This window comes from Nitrogeniibacter mangrovi, from assembly GCF_010983895.1.
GTDB lineage: Bacteria > Pseudomonadota > Gammaproteobacteria > Burkholderiales > Rhodocyclaceae > Nitrogeniibacter > Nitrogeniibacter mangrovi.
In genome coordinates, this window is the sequence record NZ_CP048836.1 from 2,481,663 (window position 1) to 2,503,183 (window position 21,521).

Sequence of the window (21,521 nt, forward strand, 5' to 3'; positions counted from 1 at the left end):
ATGCTTCCCAACACATCGGAGAACCTTAAATTAAACCACAGGGAAGCAAGACTGAATAGCGGGATGCCGCGACGCAGCATCCCGCGCCCGGGCCTCAGCGCTTGTGCGCGGCCTCGTAGAGGGGCAGCACGCGCTGAGCGTCGCGCGCCAGATCCTGCTGCCGGGTGGCGTAGGACGGATGGGTCGACAGCCACTGCGGCGGCGCGCCGTTACTGTGCTGCTCCATCTTCTGCCACAGCCCCACCGCCGCGCGCGGGTCGTAGCCGGCGCGGGCCGCCAGTTCCACGCCGAGGCTGTCCGCCTCGGTCTCGTGCAGACGCGAGTTGGGCAGCTCGAAGGTCACCTTGGCCACCGCCCCCATCAGGTCGGCACCGCCCTGCCCCAGGCCCACCGCCGCGCTGAGCACCGACAGGCCGATGTTGGTCACCATCTGCTGGGAGGCGCGCTCGCGAGAATGCTCGCGCAGCGCATGGGCGATCTCGTGGCCCATCACCACGGCAATCTCGGCATCACTCAGCTTGAGCTTGTCGATCAGGCCGGTATAGACGGCGATCTTGCCGCCCGCCATGCACCAGGCGTTGAGCTGGTCGGAGGTGATGACGTTCACCTCCCAGTTCCATGCCAGGGCGTCCTTGCGGAACACGCCGGTCTGCGGGATCAGGCGCGAGGCGATGCCCCGCACCCGGCTCACCTGCGCCTTGTTGCGGTTGAGCGTCCCTTTCGCCTTGGCCTCCTGCAGCACCTGCGCATAGGCCTTGGCCGAGGCCGTCTCGATGTCCTGCTCGGACACCAGCATCGACTGCCCGCGGGTCACGCCCACGGCGCCGGCGCGGGTGGTCTGCACCGTCTGGCACCCGACCGTGAAACCGGCCACCGCCACCAGCGCCAGCATGCGCACCAATCGCATCGTCATGGTTCTATTCTCCTCGTCGTTCCGGGGGCCAGCCATGGCGGATCACCCACCACCCCACCAGAGCAAAACCGGCCCCGATGGTATACGTCCAGGCCGGTCCGAGCCCATCCCATGTGTAACCGCTGAGCAATCCGCCCAGCATACCGCCGGCGCCAAAGCTGATACTGCCATAGAGCGCCTGTCCGCGCGCCTGCAGCCGCCCCGGGAACCAGGCGTTGATCGCCGCGATCGACGCCGCGTGATAGGCCCCGAAGGTCATCCCGTGCAACAGCTGCGCGAACAGCAGCACGGCGAAGGTACCGACGCCCCAGCCGATCAAGACGAAGCGCAACACCGCACTGAGGTAGGCCACGAGCAGGATCGCGCGCAGTGAAAAGCGCTTCGTGAGCCGCGGCATGAGCATGAACACCACGATCTCCGCCAGCACGCCCAGGGTCCACATCCAGCCGACGACCGATTTGCTGTAACCGGCCTCGACCAGATAGATGGAATAGAACACGTAGAGCGCGCCATGCGCCGCCGACATGAAGAAGCAGGCGCCGAGCACCGCGCGCACCTCGCGCCGGCGCAGCACCGACCACAGCCCCGGCGCCTCGTGATGATGGGGCGGTCGCCCCGCCTCCGGCACCATGAACGCGAGCACCATGATGCCGGCGAGCACGGTGGCGGTCATGCCCAGCTGGCTGTCCACCGGCCACCGGTTGAGCGCATAGCCGATCCCGAGCACCGAGACGATGAAGCCGACCGAGCCCCACAGGCGGATGTTGCCGTAGCGGCCCGTCTGCCGTTGCAGATGGGCAAAGGTCAGGCTCTCGATCAGCGGCAACGCGGCACTCCAGAAGAAGGCCATCACCGCCATGCCGACGAACACGCCGGCGAAGCTGGTGGTCTGGAAGAACACGCAGAAACCCGCCAGGGACGCCACGGCTGAAAAACGGACGATGGGCATGCGTGCGCCGAGGCGGTCGGCAAGCCAGCCCCACAGGTTGGGAGCCACCACCCGCATGACCTGCATCAGGGACATCAGGATGGCGATATCGGCCGCCGAAAAATTCAGCGATTGCAGGTAGAGGGTGAAGTACGGCGCGAAGGCACCGATGAAGGCGAAGTAGAAAAAGTAGTAGCCGGACAGACGCCAATACGGAAGCATGGCCGGCATTGTAGCGGCCCCGACAGCGCGGCTGGAGACAAAATGCCAGGGGCGCCTGCCGGCGCCCCTTCACTTGCGTCATTGCGGCCGGATCACTGACCGCGCTGCTTCCTGAGCATGTCGTGCAACTCGTCCTTCAGGCGCAACCGCTCCTTCTTCAGATCCTCCAGTTCCGGCTCCGTCGCCACCTCGGCCTGAACCTCGATGCGCACCACATGACGATTCACATCGTGATACGCGTCGAACAGCCGCTGGAAATGCGCATCCGAGGTCTTGAGGGCGTGGATCTCGTTGCGATATTCGGGAAATTCGTTATGCAGATCATGGGCCTGCAGTTCCATCGGCGCCTCCTGATTGATTTTCGTGGTGTCCGATTTCAGGTTACGCCCGCCACCTGCGCCGACGTTGATTCAGGTCAAGCCTTGGGTGACGGTACCCGTTGGCTGCCGTTCGGTGCCAGACCGGCGATCTTGGGCGTCGGGCAGACCACATCGGCATTCTGCGCACGGTGCCGCAGGGCATGGTCCATGAGCACGATCGCCAGCATGGCCTCGACGATGGGCGTGGCGCGGATGCCGACGCACGGATCATGGCGCCCCTCGGTGTGCATGTGCACCGCCTCGCCGGCCTTGTTGATGGACCGGCGGTCGAGACGGATGCTGGAGGTGGGCTTGATGGCGATGCTGGCGAGGATGTCCTGGCCGGTCGAGATACCCCCGAGCACGCCGCCCGCTTCGTTGCTGAGGAAGCCCTCCGGGCTCAGCTCGTCGGAATGCTCCGTGCCGTGCTGGACGACACTGTGGAAACCGGCCCCGATCTCGACCCCCTTGACCGCGTTGATGCTCATCATCGCGTAGGCGATATCGGCGTCGAGGCGGTCATACACCGGCTCGCCCCAGCCCACCGGCACCCCGGTGGCCACCACGTCGATGCGCGCACCGATGGAGTCGCCCGACTTGCGCAACGCATCCATGTAGGTCTCGAGCTCGGGCAGCATGTCGGTATTGGGGGCGAAGAAGGCATTGCCTTCGGCATCGATGTCATCCCAGGCGCGGAACGGAATCTCGATGGGGCCGAGCTGCGACATGAAGGCGCGGATCACGATGCCATGGCGCTCGCGCAGCCACTTGCGCGCCACCGCGCCGGCGGCGACACGCACCGCGGTTTCGCGGGCGGACGAGCGGCCGCCGCCGCGATAGTCGCGGATGCCGTATTTCTGCCAGTAGCCGTAGTCCGCGTGCCCGGGCCGGAAGGTGTCGGCAATGTCAGAGTAGTCCTTGCTGCGCTGATCCTGGTTGCGGATCAGCAGCGCGATCGGGGTGCCTGTGGTGACGCCTTCGAACACACCCGAGAGGATCTCCACCGTGTCCGGCTCGCGGCGCTGGGTGACATGACGCGAGGTGCCCGGCTTGCGCCGGTCGAGCTCGGTCTGGATGTCGGCCTCGGTGAGCGCCAGCCCCGGCGGGCAGCCGTCGATCACACAGCCGATGGCCGGCCCATGCGATTCGCCGAAGGACGAGACGGAAAACAGGGTGCCAATCGAATTGCCGGACATGGGCGCAGCCACCAAAAACAGTAAACGAATGATTTTATCAAAAGGCGGGCGTGGACAAGACAACGGCCGGCACGCATGCCGGCCGTTGTCACGACGAGCCGTTCAGGCGAAGAACTCGTCCAGCCGCGTCAGCACCGCGTGGTCGGCGCCATGGCGGCGCACCGCCAGCACGTCCTCGAGCTTCTCCACCTGCTTGACCATCTGCTCCAGGCGCTGGTCTTCATATACCACCAGCCAGATGCGGCTGTGGTCGGTGTTGGGCACCGGCATGCACAGGATGCCTTCGACGTTGAAGGCGCGGCGCGCGAACAGGCCGCAAATGTGCGACATCACGCCCGGATGGTTGTTGACTTCCAGTTCGAGCACCACCTTCACCAGGCCGGCGGCACCACGATCAATGACGGTAGACATGGGTTGTTCTCCTTAGCCGATCATCTCGGTGTTGGCGGCACCCGGCGGCACCATGGGGTAGACGAATTCGTCGCGGTCGATGGAGACGTGGATCAGGCAAGGCCCCGGCTTGCGCAGCGCCTCGGCGAGCGCGGCGGTCGGGTTTTCGGCCGCATCCAGATCGCACACGTCGAGACCGAAGCCTTCGGCCACCTTGAGGAAGTCGGTGGCGCGCTTGTACTTCGAGGCCATCACGCGCTTGCCGTAGAACAGGTTCTGCTGCTGGTACACCAGACCCAGCGAGTTGTTGTTCATGAGCACGATCTTGACGTTCAGGTTTTCCTCGGCGGCGGTCGCCATCTCCTGGATGTTCATCTTCAGGCTGCCATCGCCGGAGAAGCACACCACGGTGCGGTCCGGCTCGGCCAGCGCAGCGCCGATCGCCGCCGGCATGCCGAAGCCCATGGTGCCGAGGCCACCGGAGGTCAGCCACTGACGCGGGCGGCGGAAGGGGTAGGCCTGCGCCACCCACATCTGGTGCTGACCCACATCGGTGGAGACGATCGCCTCGTCGCCCAGCGCATTGGCCACCGCCTGCACCAGCCCGTAGTGGGAACGCGGGTTGTCCACCCCCGGCATCTCCAGCGGGAAGCGGCTCTTGAGCCCTTCCACATGGGCCAGCCAGCGCTTGCGCAGCTTCACCTCGATGCGCGGCAGCAACTGTTCGAGCACTTCGGACACGTCGCCGTTGATGCCCACGTGCGCCGTCTTGATCTTGTCGAGTTCGGACGGGTCGATGTCGATATGCACGATCCTGGCCTTGGGACAGAACTGCGCCGCCTTGCCGATGGCGCGATCGTCGAAGCGGGCACCCACGCACACCAGCAGATCCGCCTCCTCGAGCACGTAGTTGGTGTAGCGCGCCCCGTGCATGCCGAGCATGCCGATGGACAGCGGATGGTCGACCGGCATCGCGCCCAGCGCCATCAGGGTCATGGTGGTCGGCATGCCGGCCTGCTCGGCCAGGGTCACCGCCTGGTGGCTGGCGCCGGAGTGGATCACGCCGCCGCCCAGATACAGCACCGGCTGCTCGGCGGCGTTGATCATCTGCGCTGCGCGCTCGATGGCCGCCGGATCGGGCGTGGGGGTCGGCGCGCGGGTGACCGGCTCCGGATAGGCTTCGAAGCTCACCATCTGGGTCTGCACGTCCTTGGGCACGTCGACCAGCACCGGCCCGGGACGCCCCGACATGGCGAGGCGGAACGCCGCCGGGATCACCTCGAGCAGCTCGTTGGCGTCGCGCACCAGGTAGTTGTGCTTGGTGATGGGGATGGTCATCCCGTAGGTATCCACCTCCTGGAAGGCGTCGGTGCCGATCATGGCCAGCGGCACCTGGCCGGTGATGGCCACCATGGGGATGGAGTCGAGCTTGGCGTCGGCGATCGCGGTGACCAGGTTGGTCGCCCCCGGCCCCGACGAGGCGAGGCACACCTCCGGCCGCCCGGACACGCGGGCCATGCCCTGGGCCATGAAACCGGCGCCCTGCTCGTGGCGCGCCAGCACATGGTGGATCTTCTCGCTGTGCGACAGCGCGTCGTAGAACGGCAGGATCGCGCCGCCGGGCACGCCGGCCACGGTCTCGATTCCTTGGCGTTCCAGCAGGCGGACGATCAGTTCCGCGCCACTCATCTGCATCATGATGCTCTCCTTAAAAGGGGGGCCGGGGGCCATTGGCTGACGCGGAAATGAAGAAACCCCCGCCAGCTTTGCGCCGGCGGGGGTTTCGAAATCCTTGCTTGATTCTGTCCCGCTACGACGCGCCGATGCCTACGCTGACTACGCGTACTACGACGACGTCAATGGCGAGGGCGAAAATTCGGCGCATGAAGATGCGGTTCCAGTCAGTCAATCAAATCAACCCGGCGATGAAACCACGATTGACCCGAAAACGCAAGGACCGCCACGGCACGATCACCGGCAAAGCGCGCCACAACGTGATCCACGCCGCATCAGGCGGGCGACTCGTCACGCAGGGCGCGGCGCAGGATCTTGCCCACGTTGGTCTTGGGCAACTCGTCGCGGAACTCCACCAGGTGCGGCACCTTGTAGCCGGTGAGGTTCTCCCGGCAGTAGGCGACGAGCGCCTCCTGGGTGAGCGCCTTGTCCTTGCGCACCACGAAGATCTTCACCGCTTCGCCGCTGTGCTCGCTGGGCACGCCGACGGCCGCGACCTCGAGCACCCCCGGATGGGCCGCCACCACATCTTCGACCTCGTTGGGATAGACGTTGAAACCGGAGACCAGAATCATGTCCTTCTTGCGGTCGACGATGCGCACGAACCCAGCCTCGTCCACGGTGGCGATGTCGCCGGTGCGCAGGTAGCCGTCGGCAGTCATCACCCGCGCGGTCTCCTCGTCGCGGTGCCAGTAACCACGCATCACCTGCGGCCCCTTGACGCACAACTCGCCGGGTTTGCCGATCGCCACTTCACGCCCCTCTTCGTCACGAATGCTGATCTCGGTCGAGGGCACCGGCAGGCCGATGGCGTGATTGAATTCGGTGAGGTCGAGCGGATTGATGGTCACCGCCGGCGACGTCTCGGTGAGCCCGTAGGCTTCGATCAGCGGCTTTCCTGTTACCGCCAGCCAGCGCTCCGCCACCGCCTGCTGCACGGCCATGCCGCCGCCGAGGGTGATGTGCAGGCGGGAGAAATCCAGGCCGGCGAAATCCGGATGATGGAGCAGCGCGTTGAACAGGGTGTTGACCCCGGTGATGGCGGTAAACCGGACCTTGGCCAGTTCCTTGACGAAGCCGGGGATATCGCGTGGATTAGTGATCAGTACGTTGGTGGCGCCGATCTTGAAGAAGGTCAGGCAGTTCGCGGTGAGCGAGAAGATGTGATAGAGCGGCAGCGCGGTGATGATGATTTCGCCACCGTCGCTCAGGAAGGGCTTGATCCAGGCGTGGGCCTGCTGCAGGTTGGCGATGATGTTGCGGTGGGTGAGCACCGCCCCCTTGGCCACCCCGGTGGTGCCGCCGGTGTATTGCAGATAGGCGATATCGTCATGGCCCACATCCACCGGCGTCAGCGCATGGCGCGCCCCGGCCGCGAGCGTCGCCTTGAAGCGAACATGGCCGGGCAGCGACCAGGCCGGCACCATCTTCTTGACATGCTTGACCACCAAGTTGACCAGCGTGCCCTTGAGTGCGCCCAGCATGTCGCCCAGCTCGGTGACGATCACGTGTTTGACGCCCGAGTGCGGCAAGGCGTGCTGCAGGGTGTGGGCGAAGTTCTCGACGATGACGATGGCCTCGGCACCGGCGTCGGTGAGCTGGTGTTCGAGCTCGCGCGAGGTGTACAGCGGGTTGCAGTTGACCACCGTGTAGCCGGCCCGCAGCGCCCCGTACATGGCGATGGGGTATTGCAGCAGGTTGGGCATCATGAGCGCGACGCGCGCGCCCCGCGGCAGCTTCAGTTCATGCTGGAGATAGGCGCCGAAATGCGCCGAGAGGCGATCGAGCTCGCCATAGGTGATCGCCTTGCCCATGTTGACATAGGCCTCGCGATCGCCGAACTGCCGGCAGCTTTGCTCGAACATGTCGCCGATGGATCGATAGGCATCCACGTCGATCTCGGCCGGCACGCCAGGGGGGTAGCTTTTCAGCCACAGCTTTTCCATGTTGTCTCCTCGTCGGTAGCGTCGGATTGTCACCCGATCGGATCGGGCCCGCCCTCCCAAGGCATCCGGCCACCAAGGGCGGCCACCATCCAACGACCACCGCGCGGCGCCCCCCTGCGGCACCACGCGGCATCCGGTTTTCGCAATCAGGCGTCGTCGGCTTCGGCCGGCCAGTTGCGGATATAGTTTTTCAGCATGCGGTTCTCGAAGCTCTGCTCCTCGAGCACCGCCTTGGCCACATCGTGGAAGGAGATCACCCCCAGCAGGGTGTCATCGTCCATCACCGGCATGTAGCGCTGGTGATGCGTCACCATGTGGCGGCGCAACTCGTCCATTTCCATGTTGGCGCCCGCCGTGAGCGGATCGCGCATCATCGCGTCGGCAATGGTCTTCTGCTGCCATTCGGCGCCGGCCACATGCACCGCCATGAGCACTTCGCGGAACGTGAGCATGCCCACCATCTTGCCGTGCTCGAACACCACCAGCGAGCCGACGTCCTGCTCGGTCATGATGGCCACCGCCTCGGACAGGCTCCGGGTCGGCGCGATCGTGTAGAGCACCTTGCCCTTGATCGCGAGAATTTCGCTCACCTGCATGATCTACCTCTTGTCCTTGTTCTGAACGCGCCCGGGCGCGTGCTGTCGTGTCGATGGTAGTCGATTGCGGCGCGGGGGAAAAGCCGGCCCGGCGACCCCGCTCACAAGGGCTGGCGCGTCCCGTCGGGGAACACCAGCAGGCCGCGCACCGGGCGCGCGCCGAACAGGCCGTCGAGAGCCGTGGCGTAGGAGCGCAACTGCTCCCGGTAGCCCGCCAGCTGCGCCGCGTCCGCCTGACCGCTCTTGTAGTCGAGCACCCACACCTCGTCGGCGAACACCACCAACCGGTCAATGCGCCCGAGCCGACCATCGGTGCGAACGATTTCCACCTCGTTGTAGGCGCTCTCGAAGTGGGCCGGATCGAAGAAGCGCTGCAGGTCGGGGGCGCCGAGGATCGCGTCGGCCGCCGCCCGGATCGCGGCCGGCACCGACGTCGGCGCCACGGCCCCCGGCGTCGTGCGCGCCTCGATGAGCGCATGCATGGCGGTGCCGAACGCGCGCCCCTCGGCGTCGTCGGCGACCTCGACACGCGTGCCCACCGGCGCGGCGCACGGTGGCACCGATTCGGGCGACACCGGCGCCGCCACGCACGCCGCCGGCGCCGCGCACACTTCCATCGCACCATGACCGTCGGGGCTGCCGAGCCGTTCGAGTGCCTGCGCGATGCGCCCGTAGTCCGACAACTGCTTGCCATTGCCGACACTGCCGCTGGCGACGAAGCATTGTTCCGCCCGGGTGATGGCAACGTAGAGCAGATTGAGCGCCTCGCGCCGTGCGGCGGCCTCGTCGGCCTCGAACACATGGGCCCGGGCACGACCCCGCAGTGCCTTGGTGGCATGCAGGGAGAAGTGTGTCGGCGCCGGCGCGCCCACCGGCCAGTCCATCACCGGCTGGTAGTTGTCGGGCTGCTGCCGGGTGTTGTTGGCATCGATCATCCACACCACCGGCGCCTCCAGGCCCTTGGCGCCGTGGATGGTCATGATGCGTACCCGCCCCTCGCCACCGCTCTCGGCCAGCGTGCCTTCGTCGGGGGCCTCCTCGTCGCCCGCGCTGCCGAGGCGGCGCAGTTCATCGACGAAGCGCGGCAGGCTGGGGAAGCGGCCGCCATCCACGTTCAGCGCCAGGGCCAGGAAGGCCTCCAGGTTCGCGCACACGCCGGGCCACATGGCCGGCGGCACCCGGGCCTGATAGGCGCCGGGCACGTCGGCCTCGTGATAGATGTGGTCGAGCAGGTCGTGCACCGGCAGGCGCCGCGCCAGCTGCATCCAGTTGCCCAGCCACGCCACCGCGCGCCGGGCATCCGGCGCATGGATCGACGGCGAGGCGGCCAGCCGCCGCAGCCGCTGCCACCAGTGCCCGTCACCATGCCGCGCGATGTCGATGAGCAGTTCGTCCGAGGCCGCGAACACGGGGGTGCGCAGCACATGCGCCAGCGCCAGATCGTTGCCCGGCGCGACCAGGAACTCGAGCAAGGCGCCCAGATCGGCCGCCTCCAGCGTGGTCAGCAACTGGCCGCGGCTGACGCTCACATAGGGCACGCCGGCCTCCCGCAGGGCACGCTCGTACTCGGGCAGGATGCCGCGCTTGCGGGTGAGGATGAGCACGTCACCCCAGTGCATGGGCCGGCGCGCCTCGCCCTCGCCCACCATCAGCCGCCCGAACCACGCCTGCAGCTGGGCGACCATGACCCCGGCCTCCTCGCTGCGCGCCAGCGATTCGGCCACCGGCGCCGGCGTGGTGAGCGGGTCGCGCAAGCCCCCCGGCGCCGCGTGGTCGACCACCGCCGACGGCGCCTCCACCAGCGGCGCCAGCAGCACCTGGCCGGGCCGCGTGGCGCGCCGCGCCGTCTGCGCCGAGAAGCCGACGAATTCGGGCGCGTCGGCGAACACCGCATTGACCACGTCCACGATGGGTGGCGCGTTGCGCCAGGTCTGGTCATTGGGCAGGCGCACCGCATCGAAGCGCTCGCCCAGCCAGTGCGCAGCGTGCTGGAAGATGCGCGCGTCGGCGCGGCGAAAGCGGTAGATGGACTGTTTCGGATCCCCGACCAGGAACATCGACGGACGCCAGGCGTCGGCGTCGTAGGCGCCCAGCCAGGCCAGCAGGATGCGCCACTGCACCGGGTTGGTGTCCTGGAATTCGTCGAGCAGGATGTGCCGGTAGCGCGCATCGAGCCGGGCCTGCAGATACGGTCCCTGCGCCTCGTCGGTGAGCAGCCGGTCCACATGGATTTCCAGATCGGCGAAGTCCATGACCCGGCGCGTGCGCTTGAGCGCCTCGAATGCCTCGAGCAGCGCGCACCCGGCCCGCAAGCCCGCCGCGTTGAAGGCCATGACGCGCACCTCGGTACGCGCGTCGAGGCAGGCCTGGACGCGTTCGCACAGTTCGGCATGCAGCGCCAGCAGCTCGGCCTCCCCGGCCTCGCCGAGGCGTTTGGCCTGCGCGGCGGCCGGCTTGCGGGCACGCGGCTGCCCCTCGGTGGTGAGCATGACCGGCACCAGCGCCTCGAAGCGTGCCCCGTCGTCGGTCAGCGCCAAGGCGTCGATCAAGCGTGTCGCCAGGGTCTCGTCCTTGGCGGTATTGCGCCCGAGCAGCGCCGCGTAGGCGTGCAGCTTGTCGTCGAGCGCTGGCGCGGCAAAAAAGTGGGCCAGCGCATGCTCGTCGCTGGTCGCGCCCAGGGCGTCGCCGATCCGGGCGATCACCGTGTCGAGCGGCTCGCCCGCCGCGAACACCGACCATTCGGCCCGGCGCGCCACGAACTGCTCGAGCAGCGCGCGGGTGTTGAGCATGCCGAAGCCGCCGAACAGCGCGGTCAGCGCCTGCGCCTCGGGGCCATCGGGTTCGAGCTCGCAACGGCGCGAAAGCATGGCCCAGGCCTCGTCCATCAGCGGACGCTCGGCATCGGCGAGCGCATAGCCGGCCATACCCGAGCTCAACGTCGCGCCGTTGAGAATGCGGGTGAACCAGCCATGGAAGGTGGTGATGGTCATGCCCGGGCTGGCCTGCTCGACCCGCTCGATGAGGCCACGCGCCGCCGGCAGCGCGGCGCGGGCGGCCGCTTCGTCCAGACCGCGCTCCATCAGGAAGGCCACGGCCGTGGCGTCGTCGGCGCTGGCCAGCTCGCGCAGCCAGTCGCGCAGGCGCTGGCCGATCTCGCGCGCCGCCTTGCGGGTGTAGGTGATCGCCAGGATGTCGCCCGGGCGTGCTCCGGCGAGCAGGATGCGCAGCATGCGCGAGACCAGCAGCCAGGTCTTGCCGCTGCCGGCGCAGGCCTCGACCACCACGCTGCGCGCCGGGTCGAGCGCAGTGGAAACGAAATCCTCAGCGCGCATGATGATCCTTGCGGCACACGCCGCGCACCTCGCACCAGTCGCAAGCACTGCCGACGCCGTTGGCGACCATGCCCGCGCCCTGCCCCAGGCGCTCGAACAGGCCGCTCAGGCGCGCCAGGTGGGCCGTGGCGTGGGCGGCCGGGTCGGCCACGGCGGCCGCCCCGAGCCGATCGCCGTCGAGCGACACATAGGCGGCCTGGGTGACGCTCTCGCCCATCAAGGCCGCGTAGACGGCCAGCTGCACATCCTCCGGATCGTTTGCCTGCTTGCGCAAGCGGTCCAGATCCCGTGTCTTGTAGTCGAGCACCGCCATCTGCCCACCCTGGCGGTCCACCCGGTCCAGGCGGCCACTGAGCGTGAGCGGACCGCCGTCATCCAGCGGCAACGGCCGCGTCACCGCGTGCTCGCCGACCGCGTAGCGCCACCCCTCGGCCTCGCGCCCACGCTGCCAGGCCAGGTAGTCGGGCAGGCGCTCGCACCAGCGCAACAGCCAGGCACGCTCCAGAAACCCGCGTCGGCCGGCAGCCTCGAAGGCCTCCTGGCTCAATGTCTCGAGCACCGCGAGCATGCGCGCATCGTCCTCGCCGGTCACCACCGGATACTGCTGGTGGAAGCGGTCGAGCACGACATGGACGAACTGGCCGTAGTCGCGCTTCTCCATCGCCTCCTGCACCGTCTCGACGCCGTCGAGCCCGAGCACGAAGCGCACGAAATACTGATACGGGCAACGCACGAGGGCCTCGTAGCCATAGGCGGTGATCCGCGCCGGGCGCAGGTCGGCCGGCATCGTCGGCGCCGGCACCGGCGTGCCCAGCGGCGCCCGCGCCGGCATCGGCACCGGGGCCGCCGGCGCCACCAGCGCGGTGCCGAAATGCATCCGGTGCGCCAGATCCAGCAGATCGAGGTCGGCGGCCAGGGCATTGGGCTCGCCCTCGCGCAGGCGCTGCCAGGTAAACACCACCCGGCCGCAGCCGGCGATCAGCCCCGCCAGATCGTCACGCAAGCGGCGGATGCCGGAGGGCCGACCCGGCAGGCCGAGGTCGAGGCGCACGCCTTCATGCGCAAAGATCGGGCGCGCATCGTCCGCCTGCAGCTGCGCATCGTCCGCCCCCACGACGATGGCCACGTCGAAACCGCGCAGGCGGCAGGCGGGCAGGTGGGTCAGGATCACTGGCGAACGGATGCTGCGGTCGCGGAACAAGGCCTCGTCGAGCCCATTCTCGAACCAGGCGCGCCATTCGTCGAAATCCAGTTCGCAGGCTTCGCCCTGCAACTCCAGGGCGCGCGCCTCCAGCCAGTCGAGCAGCACCTGACCGGCCGCATCCTGCGCCAGCGCGCTCGTTGCCCCCAAGGCGTCGAGCATGGCCGCGATCCGTTGCAGCCAATGCCGTGGCGTGCCCGGCTGAGTGGAAAAAGCGGCGCGCGCGGCGAGCAGGCGTTCGAGCAGCGGCGCCATGGGGGGATGATTGGCCTGCAGCGCCGCCAGGGCGTCGAGCCCGAGCACATGGTTGTGCGCACCGATGGCCTGCTCCAGCGCGAGCACGGCCTCCTCGCGCACGGCATCATCCAGATCGGAGAGCACGAACGGCGACTTGGCCAGATCGAGCACGTCGCGGTGATAGCCGTCGTGGTGGAATACCTTGAAGCAGGCGTCCACCAGGGCCGCCGCCCGGGTGGTGGACAGTTTCCAGCCGGATTCGTCGGCCACCAGGATGCCGTCGCGCTCGAGCAGCGCCCGCGCGCGACGCGCGACCACCCGGTCCACCGCCACCAGGGCGACGGACTGGGCCCCCGCCACGAGGGCACGATGCACTTCATTCACCACCGCGTGGGCTTCCTGCTCGAGGCTGTCGGCCGAGCGCATGGCGATGCGCCCGACCAAGGGCGTATCGACCGACAGGTCGCTCAGGCGGGACTTGAGCGGCAGCATCGAGCGTGCCGGATCGGTGGGCCAGGTCGCCTCGAGGCACTGCAGCACCGGATCGTCCGCCCCCGATCGGTCCGCCTGGCAGAGCATCACCGGCGCACGCTCGGCATGCGCTTCGAGCCACGCCTGCCACGGCGCCGCCAGCGGCCCTTCGGCGATGACCAGCAACGGCGCCGGGGCGCTCGCCGTCCACCGTGCCGCGCCCAGCAGGCGCGCGGCCACCAGCGACGGCGCCCCCACGCTCTCGGCCAGCCACAGGGCATGCACCACGCGGGCCTCGAAACGCAGCGCGTCGTCATCGCGTGCCGCATAGGCCCGCGCCAGCTGGTCGGCCAGGGCCTGCGCGTCCTGCGGCAGGCCGGCGCCGTGTTCGGTCAGTTCGTCGAACAGCGCAATGAATTCGGCGCACAGCGCCCACAGGTTGCCTTGCGCGAACCAGCGCTTGTCACGCAGTTGGCGGTACAGCGCGAAGCGCCGCCGGTGCTCGGCCATGGGCGCGAACGCGTCGGCCCAGGGCGCCAGATGCACCTGCAGGGTCTCGACCGGCGGGAGCAGCAGCGCACCGCCGGCCATGCGCACCAGCGCCTGCTTGAGCGCCGGCGCGATCATGAGGTTGGGTACGACCACCCGCCAGGCGGTCAGGTCGCGCGACCGGGCGGCCGCCAGCAGGGTCTGCGCGCAGGTGTCGACAAAACCCGCACCGGGTGCGATGCGGTGGAACTGCACGCCCCCCATGGCGGCGCCGTTCAGCGTTCGAGCAGGTGCTTCTTGTCCTTCACCTTGGCCCACTCATCCGCATCGGGCAGCGCGTCCTTGCGCTCGATGATGACTTTCCACTGGGCGGCCAGCTCGGCATTGAGGGCGATGAAATCCTGTTGATCGTCCGGCACGTCGTCCTCGGCATAGATCGCCTCGACCGGACACTCGGCCACGCACAGGGTGCAGTCGATGCACTCCTCCGGGTCGATGACGAGAAAGTTGGGGCCCTCGTGAAAGCAATCCACCGGACAGACATCGACGCAGTCGGTGTATTTGCATTTGACACAGGCTTCGGTCACCACGTAGGTCATTGGATCATCTCTCCATTTATCGCTTCGGTGCTGCATGCGCCGACGTTCGCCGCATGCAGCACGTGTAGGCAGACTATAGCGCGACTGAGGCCCCGCCGGGAGCGCCGTGAAGCGTGCCGGCAGGCGCGTTTGCTTGACGTTCGCGGCGCCTTGACATAAGTTCGCTGGATAACAGGGTAAAACCACCGGTTTCCCCGACACATTCGGCCGCGTCCGGCCAATCCCCGATACCATCTACTCTCATTACCCCTGACGCGAGGAATCATGAGCGAGCATATCCATTACGTCACCGACGGCACGTTCGAAGCCGAGGTGCTGCAATCCCAAACCCCGGTGCTGCTGGACTACTGGGCAGAATGGTGCGGCCCCTGCAAGATGATTGCGCCGATCCTGGACGAAGTGGCCAAGGAATACGAAGGCAAGCTGAAAGTTGCCAAACTGAACATCGACGAGAACCAGGACACCCCGGCCAAGTTCGGCATTCGTGGCATCCCGACCCTCATGCTGTTCAAGGGCGGCAACGTCGAGGCCACCAAGGTCGGCGCCCTGTCCAAGTCGCAACTGACCGCATTCATTGACAGCAACCTCTGATCGGCCCACAATCCGCTTCCATTAACCGCGACGCCCCGCGGGCCCTCCGCCCTGATCCTCCGGCGTCGCGGTCGAAAAAATCCCACCCGCACGACCTTCTGGCCACGACCGGCCTGCAATCCCCACATCTGTAGAAAATCATGCAACTATCGGAGCTCAAGAATCTCCACGTCAGCCAATTGCTGGAAATGGCGCAGGAGAACAGTATTGACGGTGCGAACCGGCTGCGTAAGCAGGAACTCGTTTTCGCACTGCTGAAGAATCGCGCCAAGAAAGGCGAACCGATTTTCGGGGATGGCGTGCTCGAGGTGCTGCCGGACGGCTTCGGCTTCCTGCGCTCGCCGGAGGCCTCCTACCTGGCCGGAACCGACGACATCTACGTGTCGCCCTCGCAGATCCGCCGTTTCAACCTGCACACCGGCGACACCATCGAAGGCGAGATCCGCACCCCCAAGGACGGGGAGCGCTACTTCGCCATGGTGAAGGTGGACAAGATCAACCACGAGCCGCCCGAGGCGTGCAAGCACAAGATCCTGTTCGAGAACCTCACCCCGCTGCACCCCACCGAGTGCCTGACGCTCGAGCGCGACATGAAGGGCGGCGAGAACATCACCTCCCGCGTCATCGACATGATCGCTCCCATCGGCAAGGGCCAGCGCGGCCTGCTGGTAGCCCCGCCCAAGACCGGCAAGACGGTGATGCTGCAGAACATCGCCCACGCCATCACCGCCAACCATCCCGACGTCTCCCTCATCGTGCTGCTCATCGACGAGCGCCCGGAAGAAGTGACCGAGATGCAGCGTTCGGTCAAAGGCGAGGTCGTGGCCTCCACCTTCGACGAACCGGCCGCCCGCCATGTGCAGGTCGCCGAGATGGTGATCGAGAAGGCCAAACGCCTGGTCGAGCACAAGAAGGACGTGGTTATCCTGCTCGACTCCCTGACCCGTCTGGCGCGCGCCTACAACACCGTGGTGCCGGCCTCCGGCAAGGTGCTCACCGGGGGTGTGGATGCCAACGCGCTGCAAAAGCCCAAGCGCTTCTTCGGCGCTGCCCGCAACATCGAGGAAGGCGGCTCGCTGACCATCATCGCCACCGCGCTGATCGACACCGGCAGCCGCATGGATGATGTGATCTACGAGGAGTTCAAGGGCACCGGCAACATGGAACTGCACCTGGACCGGCGCATGGCGGAGAAGCGGGTGTACCCCGCCATCAACGTCAATCGCTCCGGCACCCGTCGCGAAGAGATGCTCATGGCACCGGACGTGCTGCAGAAGATGTGGATCCTGCGCAAGCTGCTCTACGGCATGGACGATATCGACGCGATGGAATTCCTGCTCGACAAGATCAAGCAGACCAAGAGCAACGGCGAATTCTTCGACGCCATGCGTCGGGGATGACCCGCACTCGTCTGCCCACGAAAACGCCACCTTCGGGTGGCGTTTTCGTTGTCCGGCTCACGGGGTCCGCCAGGCGTCTGCGGCAAAGGTCATCGACTCGGCATCACGCCGCCACTGCACGCCGTCGACGCTGACCGCCAGCCACCAGGTCTGGGTCGCCGCCAAGGGCTTGCGGTGGGCGAACCCGGCCGGCGTCAGCAGGGCCAGGCACCAGGCCGGCACGGCACTGCGCACCGACCGATAGAGGATGCCGCCGACCCGCGCCGAGCGCGCGACGCGGGCGAAGGCCTGGGTATGGCGGTAATCGGTCGGGTGCGTCCAGGCCTCGGCATCGCGATCGAACGGGGCGCAACGCACATCCACCGTCGTCGTCGCCACCTCCGCACCGAAGGCGGTGTGCGGCACCGGCTCGAGCCGCTCGAGATCGACCGCGTCGTGCAGGAATCGCCAGCGCCAGTAGCCGAGTTCGGCCCCGGCCGTCGCCACCGTGTCGGCCCCGTAGAACACCCCCGGGTCGATACCCGACCGAAAGCGCGAGCCGCCGGGCAGCGGCGGATAGCGAAACGGCGTCGCAAGCAGGTAGTCGAGCGGCTCGGCCTCCGGCGGCAGGGCCGGCTTGGCACCATCGAGCAGGGCTTCGAGCACGTCCTGCTCGGCCGGCGAGTCGACGATCTTCATGGTCGAGGCCACATGCTGGGCCTCCACCATGCGCCACACCACGCCCGCCCAGCGACGCGCCTCAGACGATACCGCGGGAGGCGTCCAGGTACTGAACGACACGCACCAGTCCTTCGGCAGAGACAATCAGATCGATGGGGCGGCCACCCAACGCACGGTTGTCGCTGGCCATCCACTTGCGCGCCGTGCCCTCCTCCCCGACGATGGAGTCGAGCGAGCGGAACGCGCGCACCAGCAACAGGGCGAACTCCCATTCCTTGCGCGCCGGATCGAGCACATAGGCGCCCCCGTGCAGGCGTGACACGGTCGCCGGGCTGATCCCGAGCACCCGCCCGAACACGGTGCGGCTGATCCCGAGACGTTCCGCCGCGCGGGCGACGGCCTTGCTCAACACCTGTCTGGCGTCGGCTTGGGATGCCACGGATTCGACAGCGGCCACCATTCACGCCTCCCTTTTCATTTCCATAGAACAAATCATACGACAACTTTTCCAAGGAAACAAACCGGCGGCGATTTGTCAGGGTGATTACGAGTATTCATACCCCGCGAGCCTGACCGATGATGCAATATCGACAAATCCGGCAAGGGAGAGGCCCGATGCGAGACGCCCGCACGACGCTGACCGCGATGTTCGACGCTGCGCTGGCCGCCGCGGACCCGGCACGCATCATCCCGGCTGCGCTCGATGGCCTCGAACCGCCTCGCGGCCGCCTGGTCGTCATCGGCGCGGGCAAGGCATCGGCGGCCATGGCGCGCGCGGTGGAGCAGCACTGGTCGCATCTGGGCGAACGCATGAGCGGCCTGGTCGTGACCCGGGACGGCCATGCGGTGCCCTGCGAGCATGTGGAGATCGTCGAGGCAGCCCATCCGGTGCCGGACGCCCGCGGCTACAACGCCGCACGCCGGCTCATGCAGGAGACCGTTCACGATCTGACCGAGGACGACCTCGTCCTCGCGCTCATCTCCGGCGGCGGCTCGGCACTGCTCACGCTGCCCGCGCCGGGCATCCTCCTGGAAGAGAAACAGCAGTTGAACCGCGCCCTGCTGCGCAGCGGCGCGTCGATCCGCGAGATCAACTGCGTGCGCAAACACCTGTCCGCCCTCAAGGGCGGCCGGCTGGCGCTGGCCTGCGGCCCGGCCCGCCTGGTCACCTGGCTGATCTCCGATGTCCCCGGCGACGATCCCGCCGTGGTCGCCTCGGGCCCCACCCTGCCCGACCCGAGCACCTGCGAAGACGCGCTCACCATCCTGCAACGCTACGGCATCGATATCCCCGAAGCGGTGGGCGAGTTGCTCGTCGGCGGCACCGGGGAGACGCCCAAGCCCGGCGATCCGCGATTCGATGCTCACCAGGTCGCCTTTCTCGCCACCCCGCAGATGGCCCTGGAGGCCGCGGCACACACCGCCGAAGCGACCGGGCTGCGCGCCCATATCCTGTCGGACGCCATCGAGGGCGAAGCACGCGACGTGGCCGCGGTGGTCGGTGCGATCGCCCGCCAGGTGGCCGATCGGGGCCAACCCTTCGCCCCGCCCTGCGTGCTGCTCTCGGGTGGCGAGACCACGGTCACGGTGCGCGGCAGCGGCACCGGCGGGCGTAACGTCGAATTCCTCACCGCGCTCGCCCTGTGCCTGCACGGTCATGCACACATCCACGCCCTGGCGGCCGACACCGACGGCATCGACGGCATGGCCGATTTCGCCGGCGCGATCATCGATCCGGGGACCGAAGCGCGCGCCCTGGATCACGGACTGGCATTGCAGGCCGTGCTCGACAACAACGATGGTCACGCCCTGTTCCAGACCCTGGGCGACAGTGTCGTGACCGGGCCGACGCTCACCAACGTCAACGATTTCCGGGCGGTGCTGATCGATACCCCCGCGTGATCGTCTCCAGCAGCGCCAGGAACCGGTCCACCACCGGCACTTCCCGCCCGGTGGGCATGGCCACCGACAACGGCACGCTGGCGCCGGCATCGCGCACCGGCAGGTAACGCACCCCCGCCAGACGCACGTTCTCCAGCTGCGCGGGCAGCAAGGCCAGGCCCACGCCGGCGGCCACCAGCGCGATCTGCGTCGTCGCCTCCCGCGCCACCTGGACCACCCGGGGCTCGAATCCGGCGGCCCGCGACAGCTGGGCAAGCAACAGGGGCAGACCGGTGCCGCCGTCGGCCGGGAAGGTGATGAAGGCTGCGTTGCGCAGCTCGTGCAGGTGCACCCCGGCCCCCTGCGCCAGCGGGTGCGCGGCCGGCATCACCACGATCACCGGGTCGCGCCAGATCTCGCGCAGGACGATGCCCTTGGGGGCATGGCTGGCCGGAATGCGCACCAGGCCGACATCCAGGCGCCCCTCGCGCAGCGCCTCGAACTGACGGTCGCTGAACAGTTCCTGCAGCTGCAGATCGACGCCGGGGTAGGCGTCGCGGTAGGCACGGATCACATCGCTGAACACCGGGCTGTACGGCAAGGACGACGTGAAGGCCACGCGCAAGCGCCCGAGCTCGCCCCGTGCGGCGCCGAGCACCTCGTCCCGGGCCTGGTCGGCATCGGCCAGCAGCTGCCGCGCCCGAACCAGAAACGTCTCGCCGCTGGCGGTCAGCGCCACCTTGCGCCGGGTGCGCGCGAAGAGCGTCACCCCGAGTTCTTCCTCGAGCGCCCGGATCTGCATCGACAGGGGCGGCTGCGCGATGTGCAGGCGCTCGGCGGCGCGCGTGAAGCTCAGTTCCTCGGCGACGGCGACGAAATAGCGCAGATGACGAAATTCCATTGATACTTTATATATATCATTGAAAAACAAATCATATATTGGACGAAATAAAAGCACCGGTCTAGCATCGACACATCCTCCGCTGTCCGCTTCACCAGGAAGACGCATGCAAGACCACACGCTCCCGCCCGATCAGCTCGAAGCCGGCACCCCCGCCTATCGCCGTGCCAATTTCGCGGTCTTCCTGGGCGGCTTCGCCTGCTTCGCCATGCTGTACGGCACCCAGCCCCTGCTGCCCCTGCTGGCCGAGACCTTCGCCGTGTCCCCGACGCATGCGAGCCTGAGCGTGTCCTACGGCACCGGCGCCCTCGCCCTGGCGCTGATTCCCGCCAGCCTGCTCTCCGACCGCTTCGGCCGGCTCGCCCTGATGCGCATCGCGCTGGCGCTGGCCGCGATGCTGGCCATGACCTGCGCCTTCGCCCGCAGCTTCGACGAACTGCTCCTGCTCCGGGCCCTGCTCGGCGTCACCCTGGCGGGCCTGCCCGCCGCGGCGATGGCCTACCTGGGCGAGGAGATCGCGCCCAGCGCCCAGGGGCGGGCCATGGGGCTGTACATCGCGGGCAACGCCTTCGGCGGCATGAGCGGCCGCTTCATGGCCGCCGCCATCACCGACCTGAGCAACTGGCGCGTCGCCCTGTTCGTGATCGGGGTCGTCGGCGCCGCCGCAGCCTTTGCCTTCTTCTTCGCCCTGCCCGCCTCGCGCCATTTCAGGCGCCGCAGCATCCGCCTCCAGGCGGTGGGCCGAGACGCCGCCGCGCTGTTCTCCGACGCGGGCCTGCCGTGGCTGTTCCTGTGCGCGTTCCTGCTCATGGGCGCCTTCGTCGCGCTCTACAACTTCCTCACCTTCCGGCTCGTCGCGCCCCCCTTTTCCCTCGGCCAGACCGCCATCGGCGGCATCTTCCTGCTCTATCTGGTGGGCACCTGGGCATCGGCCTGGGCCGGCCAGCTGGCCGACCGGATCGGCCGGCGCAACGTGCTGTGGATGATGGTGTGCCTGATGCTCGCCGGTGTCGGTCTGACCTGGCTGAGCTGGCTCCCCGCACTCATCGCCGGCGTCGCCCTGTTCACGCTGGGGTACTTCGGAGCCCACACCACCTGCAGTGGCTGGGTGGGACGGCGCGCTGGCGCGCGCCGCGCGCTGGCGGCGGCGATCTACCTGTCGAGCTACTACCTGGGCAGCAGCATCCTCGGCTCGACCGTCGGTCTGGCCTGGGATGCCGGCCAGTGGGCGGCGGTCGCAAGCGTGCTGATGGGTCTGTGCGCCGTCGTCCTCGGCGTGGCGATGCACCTGCGCCGGATTCCGCGCGTCGGACAGAGCGTCACCACCCGCAACACCGCCACTGCGCTCGGGGCGGGCTGCCGCAGCTGAAATGCGTCCTCGCGGGCGCCGGGCAACCGCAGACGACGCGCACTGCCGGTGCAGCCCGTTGCCGCGGCCAATCTCAGCCGAACACACCCCGGAGCCACAAAAAACA

General features: G+C 67.8%; 18 protein-coding genes. 4 read left to right on the top strand and 14 right to left on the bottom strand.

Annotation, left to right across the window (positions count from 1 at the left end):
* Positions 1-94: 94 nt before the first annotated feature.
* The 11 genes from G3580_RS11420 to fdxA form a co-directional block, all read right to left on the bottom strand.
* The gene (locus G3580_RS11420) at positions 95-907 is read right to left on the bottom strand and encodes a M48 family metallopeptidase (protein WP_173768781.1); all 813 of its coding nucleotides are present in this window, start codon (positions 905-907) and stop codon (positions 95-97) included.
* A gap of 10 nt (positions 908-917) precedes the next feature.
* Positions 918-2,063 (bottom strand): MFS transporter, encoded by a 1,146-nt coding sequence (locus G3580_RS11425; RefSeq protein ID WP_173765614.1) that lies wholly within the window; start codon positions 2,061-2,063, stop codon positions 918-920.
* Positions 2,064-2,155: 92 nt separating this feature from the next.
* Positions 2,156-2,404, bottom strand: coding sequence for a YdcH family protein (locus tag G3580_RS11430; protein ID WP_173765616.1), 249 nt, complete (start codon positions 2,402-2,404; stop codon positions 2,156-2,158).
* A 74-nt stretch (positions 2,405-2,478) separates the two neighbouring features.
* Positions 2,479-3,618: a chorismate synthase gene (gene aroC, locus G3580_RS11435; RefSeq protein WP_173765618.1), complete on the bottom strand. Its 1,140-nt coding sequence runs from the start codon at positions 3,616-3,618 to the stop codon at positions 2,479-2,481.
* A gap of 102 nt (positions 3,619-3,720) precedes the next feature.
* Entirely contained in the window at positions 3,721-4,029 is a 309-nt protein-coding gene (ilvN, locus tag G3580_RS11440; protein WP_173765620.1) for an acetolactate synthase small subunit, read from the bottom strand.
* Between the two features lie 12 nt (positions 4,030-4,041).
* Positions 4,042-5,706, bottom strand: a complete 1,665-nt coding sequence (gene ilvB / locus G3580_RS11445; protein WP_173765622.1) for an acetolactate synthase large subunit — start codon at positions 5,704-5,706, stop codon at positions 4,042-4,044.
* A 311-nt stretch (positions 5,707-6,017) separates the two neighbouring features.
* Positions 6,018-7,688, bottom strand: a complete 1,671-nt coding sequence (locus G3580_RS11450; protein WP_173765624.1) for a long-chain-fatty-acid--CoA ligase — start codon at positions 7,686-7,688, stop codon at positions 6,018-6,020.
* 146 nt (positions 7,689-7,834) lie between these two features.
* Positions 7,835-8,284, bottom strand: a complete 450-nt coding sequence (locus G3580_RS11455) for a CBS domain-containing protein (protein ID WP_173765626.1) — start codon at positions 8,282-8,284, stop codon at positions 7,835-7,837.
* Positions 8,285-8,385: 101 nt separating this feature from the next.
* The gene (locus G3580_RS11460) at positions 8,386-11,616 is read right to left on the bottom strand and encodes a UvrD-helicase domain-containing protein (protein ID WP_173765628.1); all 3,231 of its coding nucleotides are present in this window, start codon (positions 11,614-11,616) and stop codon (positions 8,386-8,388) included.
* Positions 11,606-14,278, bottom strand: coding sequence for a PD-(D/E)XK nuclease family protein (locus G3580_RS11465; RefSeq protein ID WP_173765630.1), 2,673 nt, complete (start codon positions 14,276-14,278; stop codon positions 11,606-11,608). The genes G3580_RS11460 and G3580_RS11465 overlap by 11 nt, the downstream gene beginning before the upstream one ends.
* 11 nt (positions 14,279-14,289) lie before the next feature.
* Entirely contained in the window at positions 14,290-14,613 is a 324-nt protein-coding gene (gene fdxA, locus G3580_RS11470) for a ferredoxin FdxA (protein ID WP_173765632.1), read from the bottom strand.
* Between the two features lie 264 nt (positions 14,614-14,877).
* Between fdxA and trxA the strand changes: the two genes are divergently transcribed.
* Positions 14,878-15,204, top strand: coding sequence for a thioredoxin TrxA (gene trxA, locus G3580_RS11475; RefSeq protein WP_173765634.1), 327 nt, complete (start codon positions 14,878-14,880; stop codon positions 15,202-15,204).
* A gap of 140 nt (positions 15,205-15,344) precedes the next feature.
* Positions 15,345-16,604 (top strand): transcription termination factor Rho, encoded by a 1,260-nt coding sequence (rho, locus tag G3580_RS11480; protein WP_173765636.1) that lies wholly within the window; start codon positions 15,345-15,347, stop codon positions 16,602-16,604.
* A gap of 57 nt (positions 16,605-16,661) precedes the next feature.
* Here rho and G3580_RS11485 read toward each other — a convergent pair whose 3' ends face one another.
* Together G3580_RS11485 and G3580_RS11490 are read right to left on the bottom strand one after the other, a co-directional pair.
* Positions 16,662-17,384 (bottom strand): RES family NAD+ phosphorylase, encoded by a 723-nt coding sequence (locus G3580_RS11485; RefSeq protein WP_217424473.1) that lies wholly within the window; start codon positions 17,382-17,384, stop codon positions 16,662-16,664.
* Positions 17,344-17,724 (bottom strand): antitoxin Xre-like helix-turn-helix domain-containing protein, encoded by a 381-nt coding sequence (locus tag G3580_RS11490; RefSeq protein ID WP_173765638.1) that lies wholly within the window; start codon positions 17,722-17,724, stop codon positions 17,344-17,346. The genes G3580_RS11485 and G3580_RS11490 overlap by 41 nt, the downstream gene beginning before the upstream one ends.
* Before the next feature lie 155 nt (positions 17,725-17,879).
* Here G3580_RS11490 and G3580_RS11495 point away from each other — a divergent pair, with 155 nt between their 5' ends.
* Entirely contained in the window at positions 17,880-19,166 is a 1,287-nt protein-coding gene (locus tag G3580_RS11495) for a glycerate kinase type-2 family protein (protein ID WP_173765640.1), read from the top strand.
* Here the strand turns inward: G3580_RS11495 and G3580_RS11500 are convergent.
* Positions 19,126-20,046: a LysR substrate-binding domain-containing protein gene (locus G3580_RS11500; protein WP_173765642.1), complete on the bottom strand. Its 921-nt coding sequence runs from the start codon at positions 20,044-20,046 to the stop codon at positions 19,126-19,128. The genes G3580_RS11495 and G3580_RS11500 overlap by 41 nt on opposite strands.
* Positions 20,047-20,152: 106 nt before the next feature.
* On the opposite strand from G3580_RS11500, the gene G3580_RS11505 reads away from it, so the two are divergent.
* Positions 20,153-21,415, top strand: coding sequence for an MFS transporter (locus tag G3580_RS11505; RefSeq protein WP_173765644.1), 1,263 nt, complete (start codon positions 20,153-20,155; stop codon positions 21,413-21,415).
* The last annotated feature ends 106 nt before the right edge of the window (positions 21,416-21,521 follow it).

What these genes read in the sequence shown, in the direction of transcription:
- G3580_RS11420 (WP_173768781.1), bottom strand. Translation starts at nt 907, where the DNA reads ATGCGATTGGTGCGCATGCTGGCGCTGGTGGCGGTGGCCGGTTTCACG.
- G3580_RS11425 (WP_173765614.1), bottom strand. Translation starts at nt 2,063, where the DNA reads ATGCTTCCGTATTGGCGTCTGTCCGGCTACTACTTTTTCTACTTCGCC.
- G3580_RS11430 (WP_173765616.1), bottom strand. Translation starts at nt 2,404, where the DNA reads ATGGAACTGCAGGCCCATGATCTGCATAACGAATTTCCCGAATATCGC.
- aroC (WP_173765618.1), bottom strand. Translation starts at nt 3,618, where the DNA reads ATGTCCGGCAATTCGATTGGCACCCTGTTTTCCGTCTCGTCCTTCGGC.
- ilvN (WP_173765620.1), bottom strand. Translation starts at nt 4,029, where the DNA reads ATGTCTACCGTCATTGATCGTGGTGCCGCCGGCCTGGTGAAGGTGGTG.
- ilvB (WP_173765622.1), bottom strand. Translation starts at nt 5,706, where the DNA reads ATGATGCAGATGAGTGGCGCGGAACTGATCGTCCGCCTGCTGGAACGC.
- G3580_RS11450 (WP_173765624.1), bottom strand. Translation starts at nt 7,688, where the DNA reads ATGGAAAAGCTGTGGCTGAAAAGCTACCCCCCTGGCGTGCCGGCCGAG.
- G3580_RS11455 (WP_173765626.1), bottom strand. Translation starts at nt 8,284, where the DNA reads ATGCAGGTGAGCGAAATTCTCGCGATCAAGGGCAAGGTGCTCTACACG.
- G3580_RS11460 (WP_173765628.1), bottom strand. Translation starts at nt 11,616, where the DNA reads ATGCGCGCTGAGGATTTCGTTTCCACTGCGCTCGACCCGGCGCGCAGC.
- G3580_RS11465 (WP_173765630.1), bottom strand. Translation starts at nt 14,278, where the DNA reads ATGGGGGGCGTGCAGTTCCACCGCATCGCACCCGGTGCGGGTTTTGTC.
- fdxA (WP_173765632.1), bottom strand. Translation starts at nt 14,613, where the DNA reads ATGACCTACGTGGTGACCGAAGCCTGTGTCAAATGCAAATACACCGAC.
- trxA (WP_173765634.1), top strand. Translation starts at nt 14,878, where the DNA reads ATGAGCGAGCATATCCATTACGTCACCGACGGCACGTTCGAAGCCGAG.
- rho (WP_173765636.1), top strand. Translation starts at nt 15,345, where the DNA reads ATGCAACTATCGGAGCTCAAGAATCTCCACGTCAGCCAATTGCTGGAA.
- G3580_RS11490 (WP_173765638.1), bottom strand. Translation starts at nt 17,724, where the DNA reads ATGGTGGCCGCTGTCGAATCCGTGGCATCCCAAGCCGACGCCAGACAG.
- G3580_RS11495 (WP_173765640.1), top strand. Translation starts at nt 17,880, where the DNA reads ATGCGAGACGCCCGCACGACGCTGACCGCGATGTTCGACGCTGCGCTG.
- G3580_RS11500 (WP_173765642.1), bottom strand. Translation starts at nt 20,046, where the DNA reads ATGGAATTTCGTCATCTGCGCTATTTCGTCGCCGTCGCCGAGGAACTG.
- G3580_RS11505 (WP_173765644.1), top strand. Translation starts at nt 20,153, where the DNA reads ATGCAAGACCACACGCTCCCGCCCGATCAGCTCGAAGCCGGCACCCCC.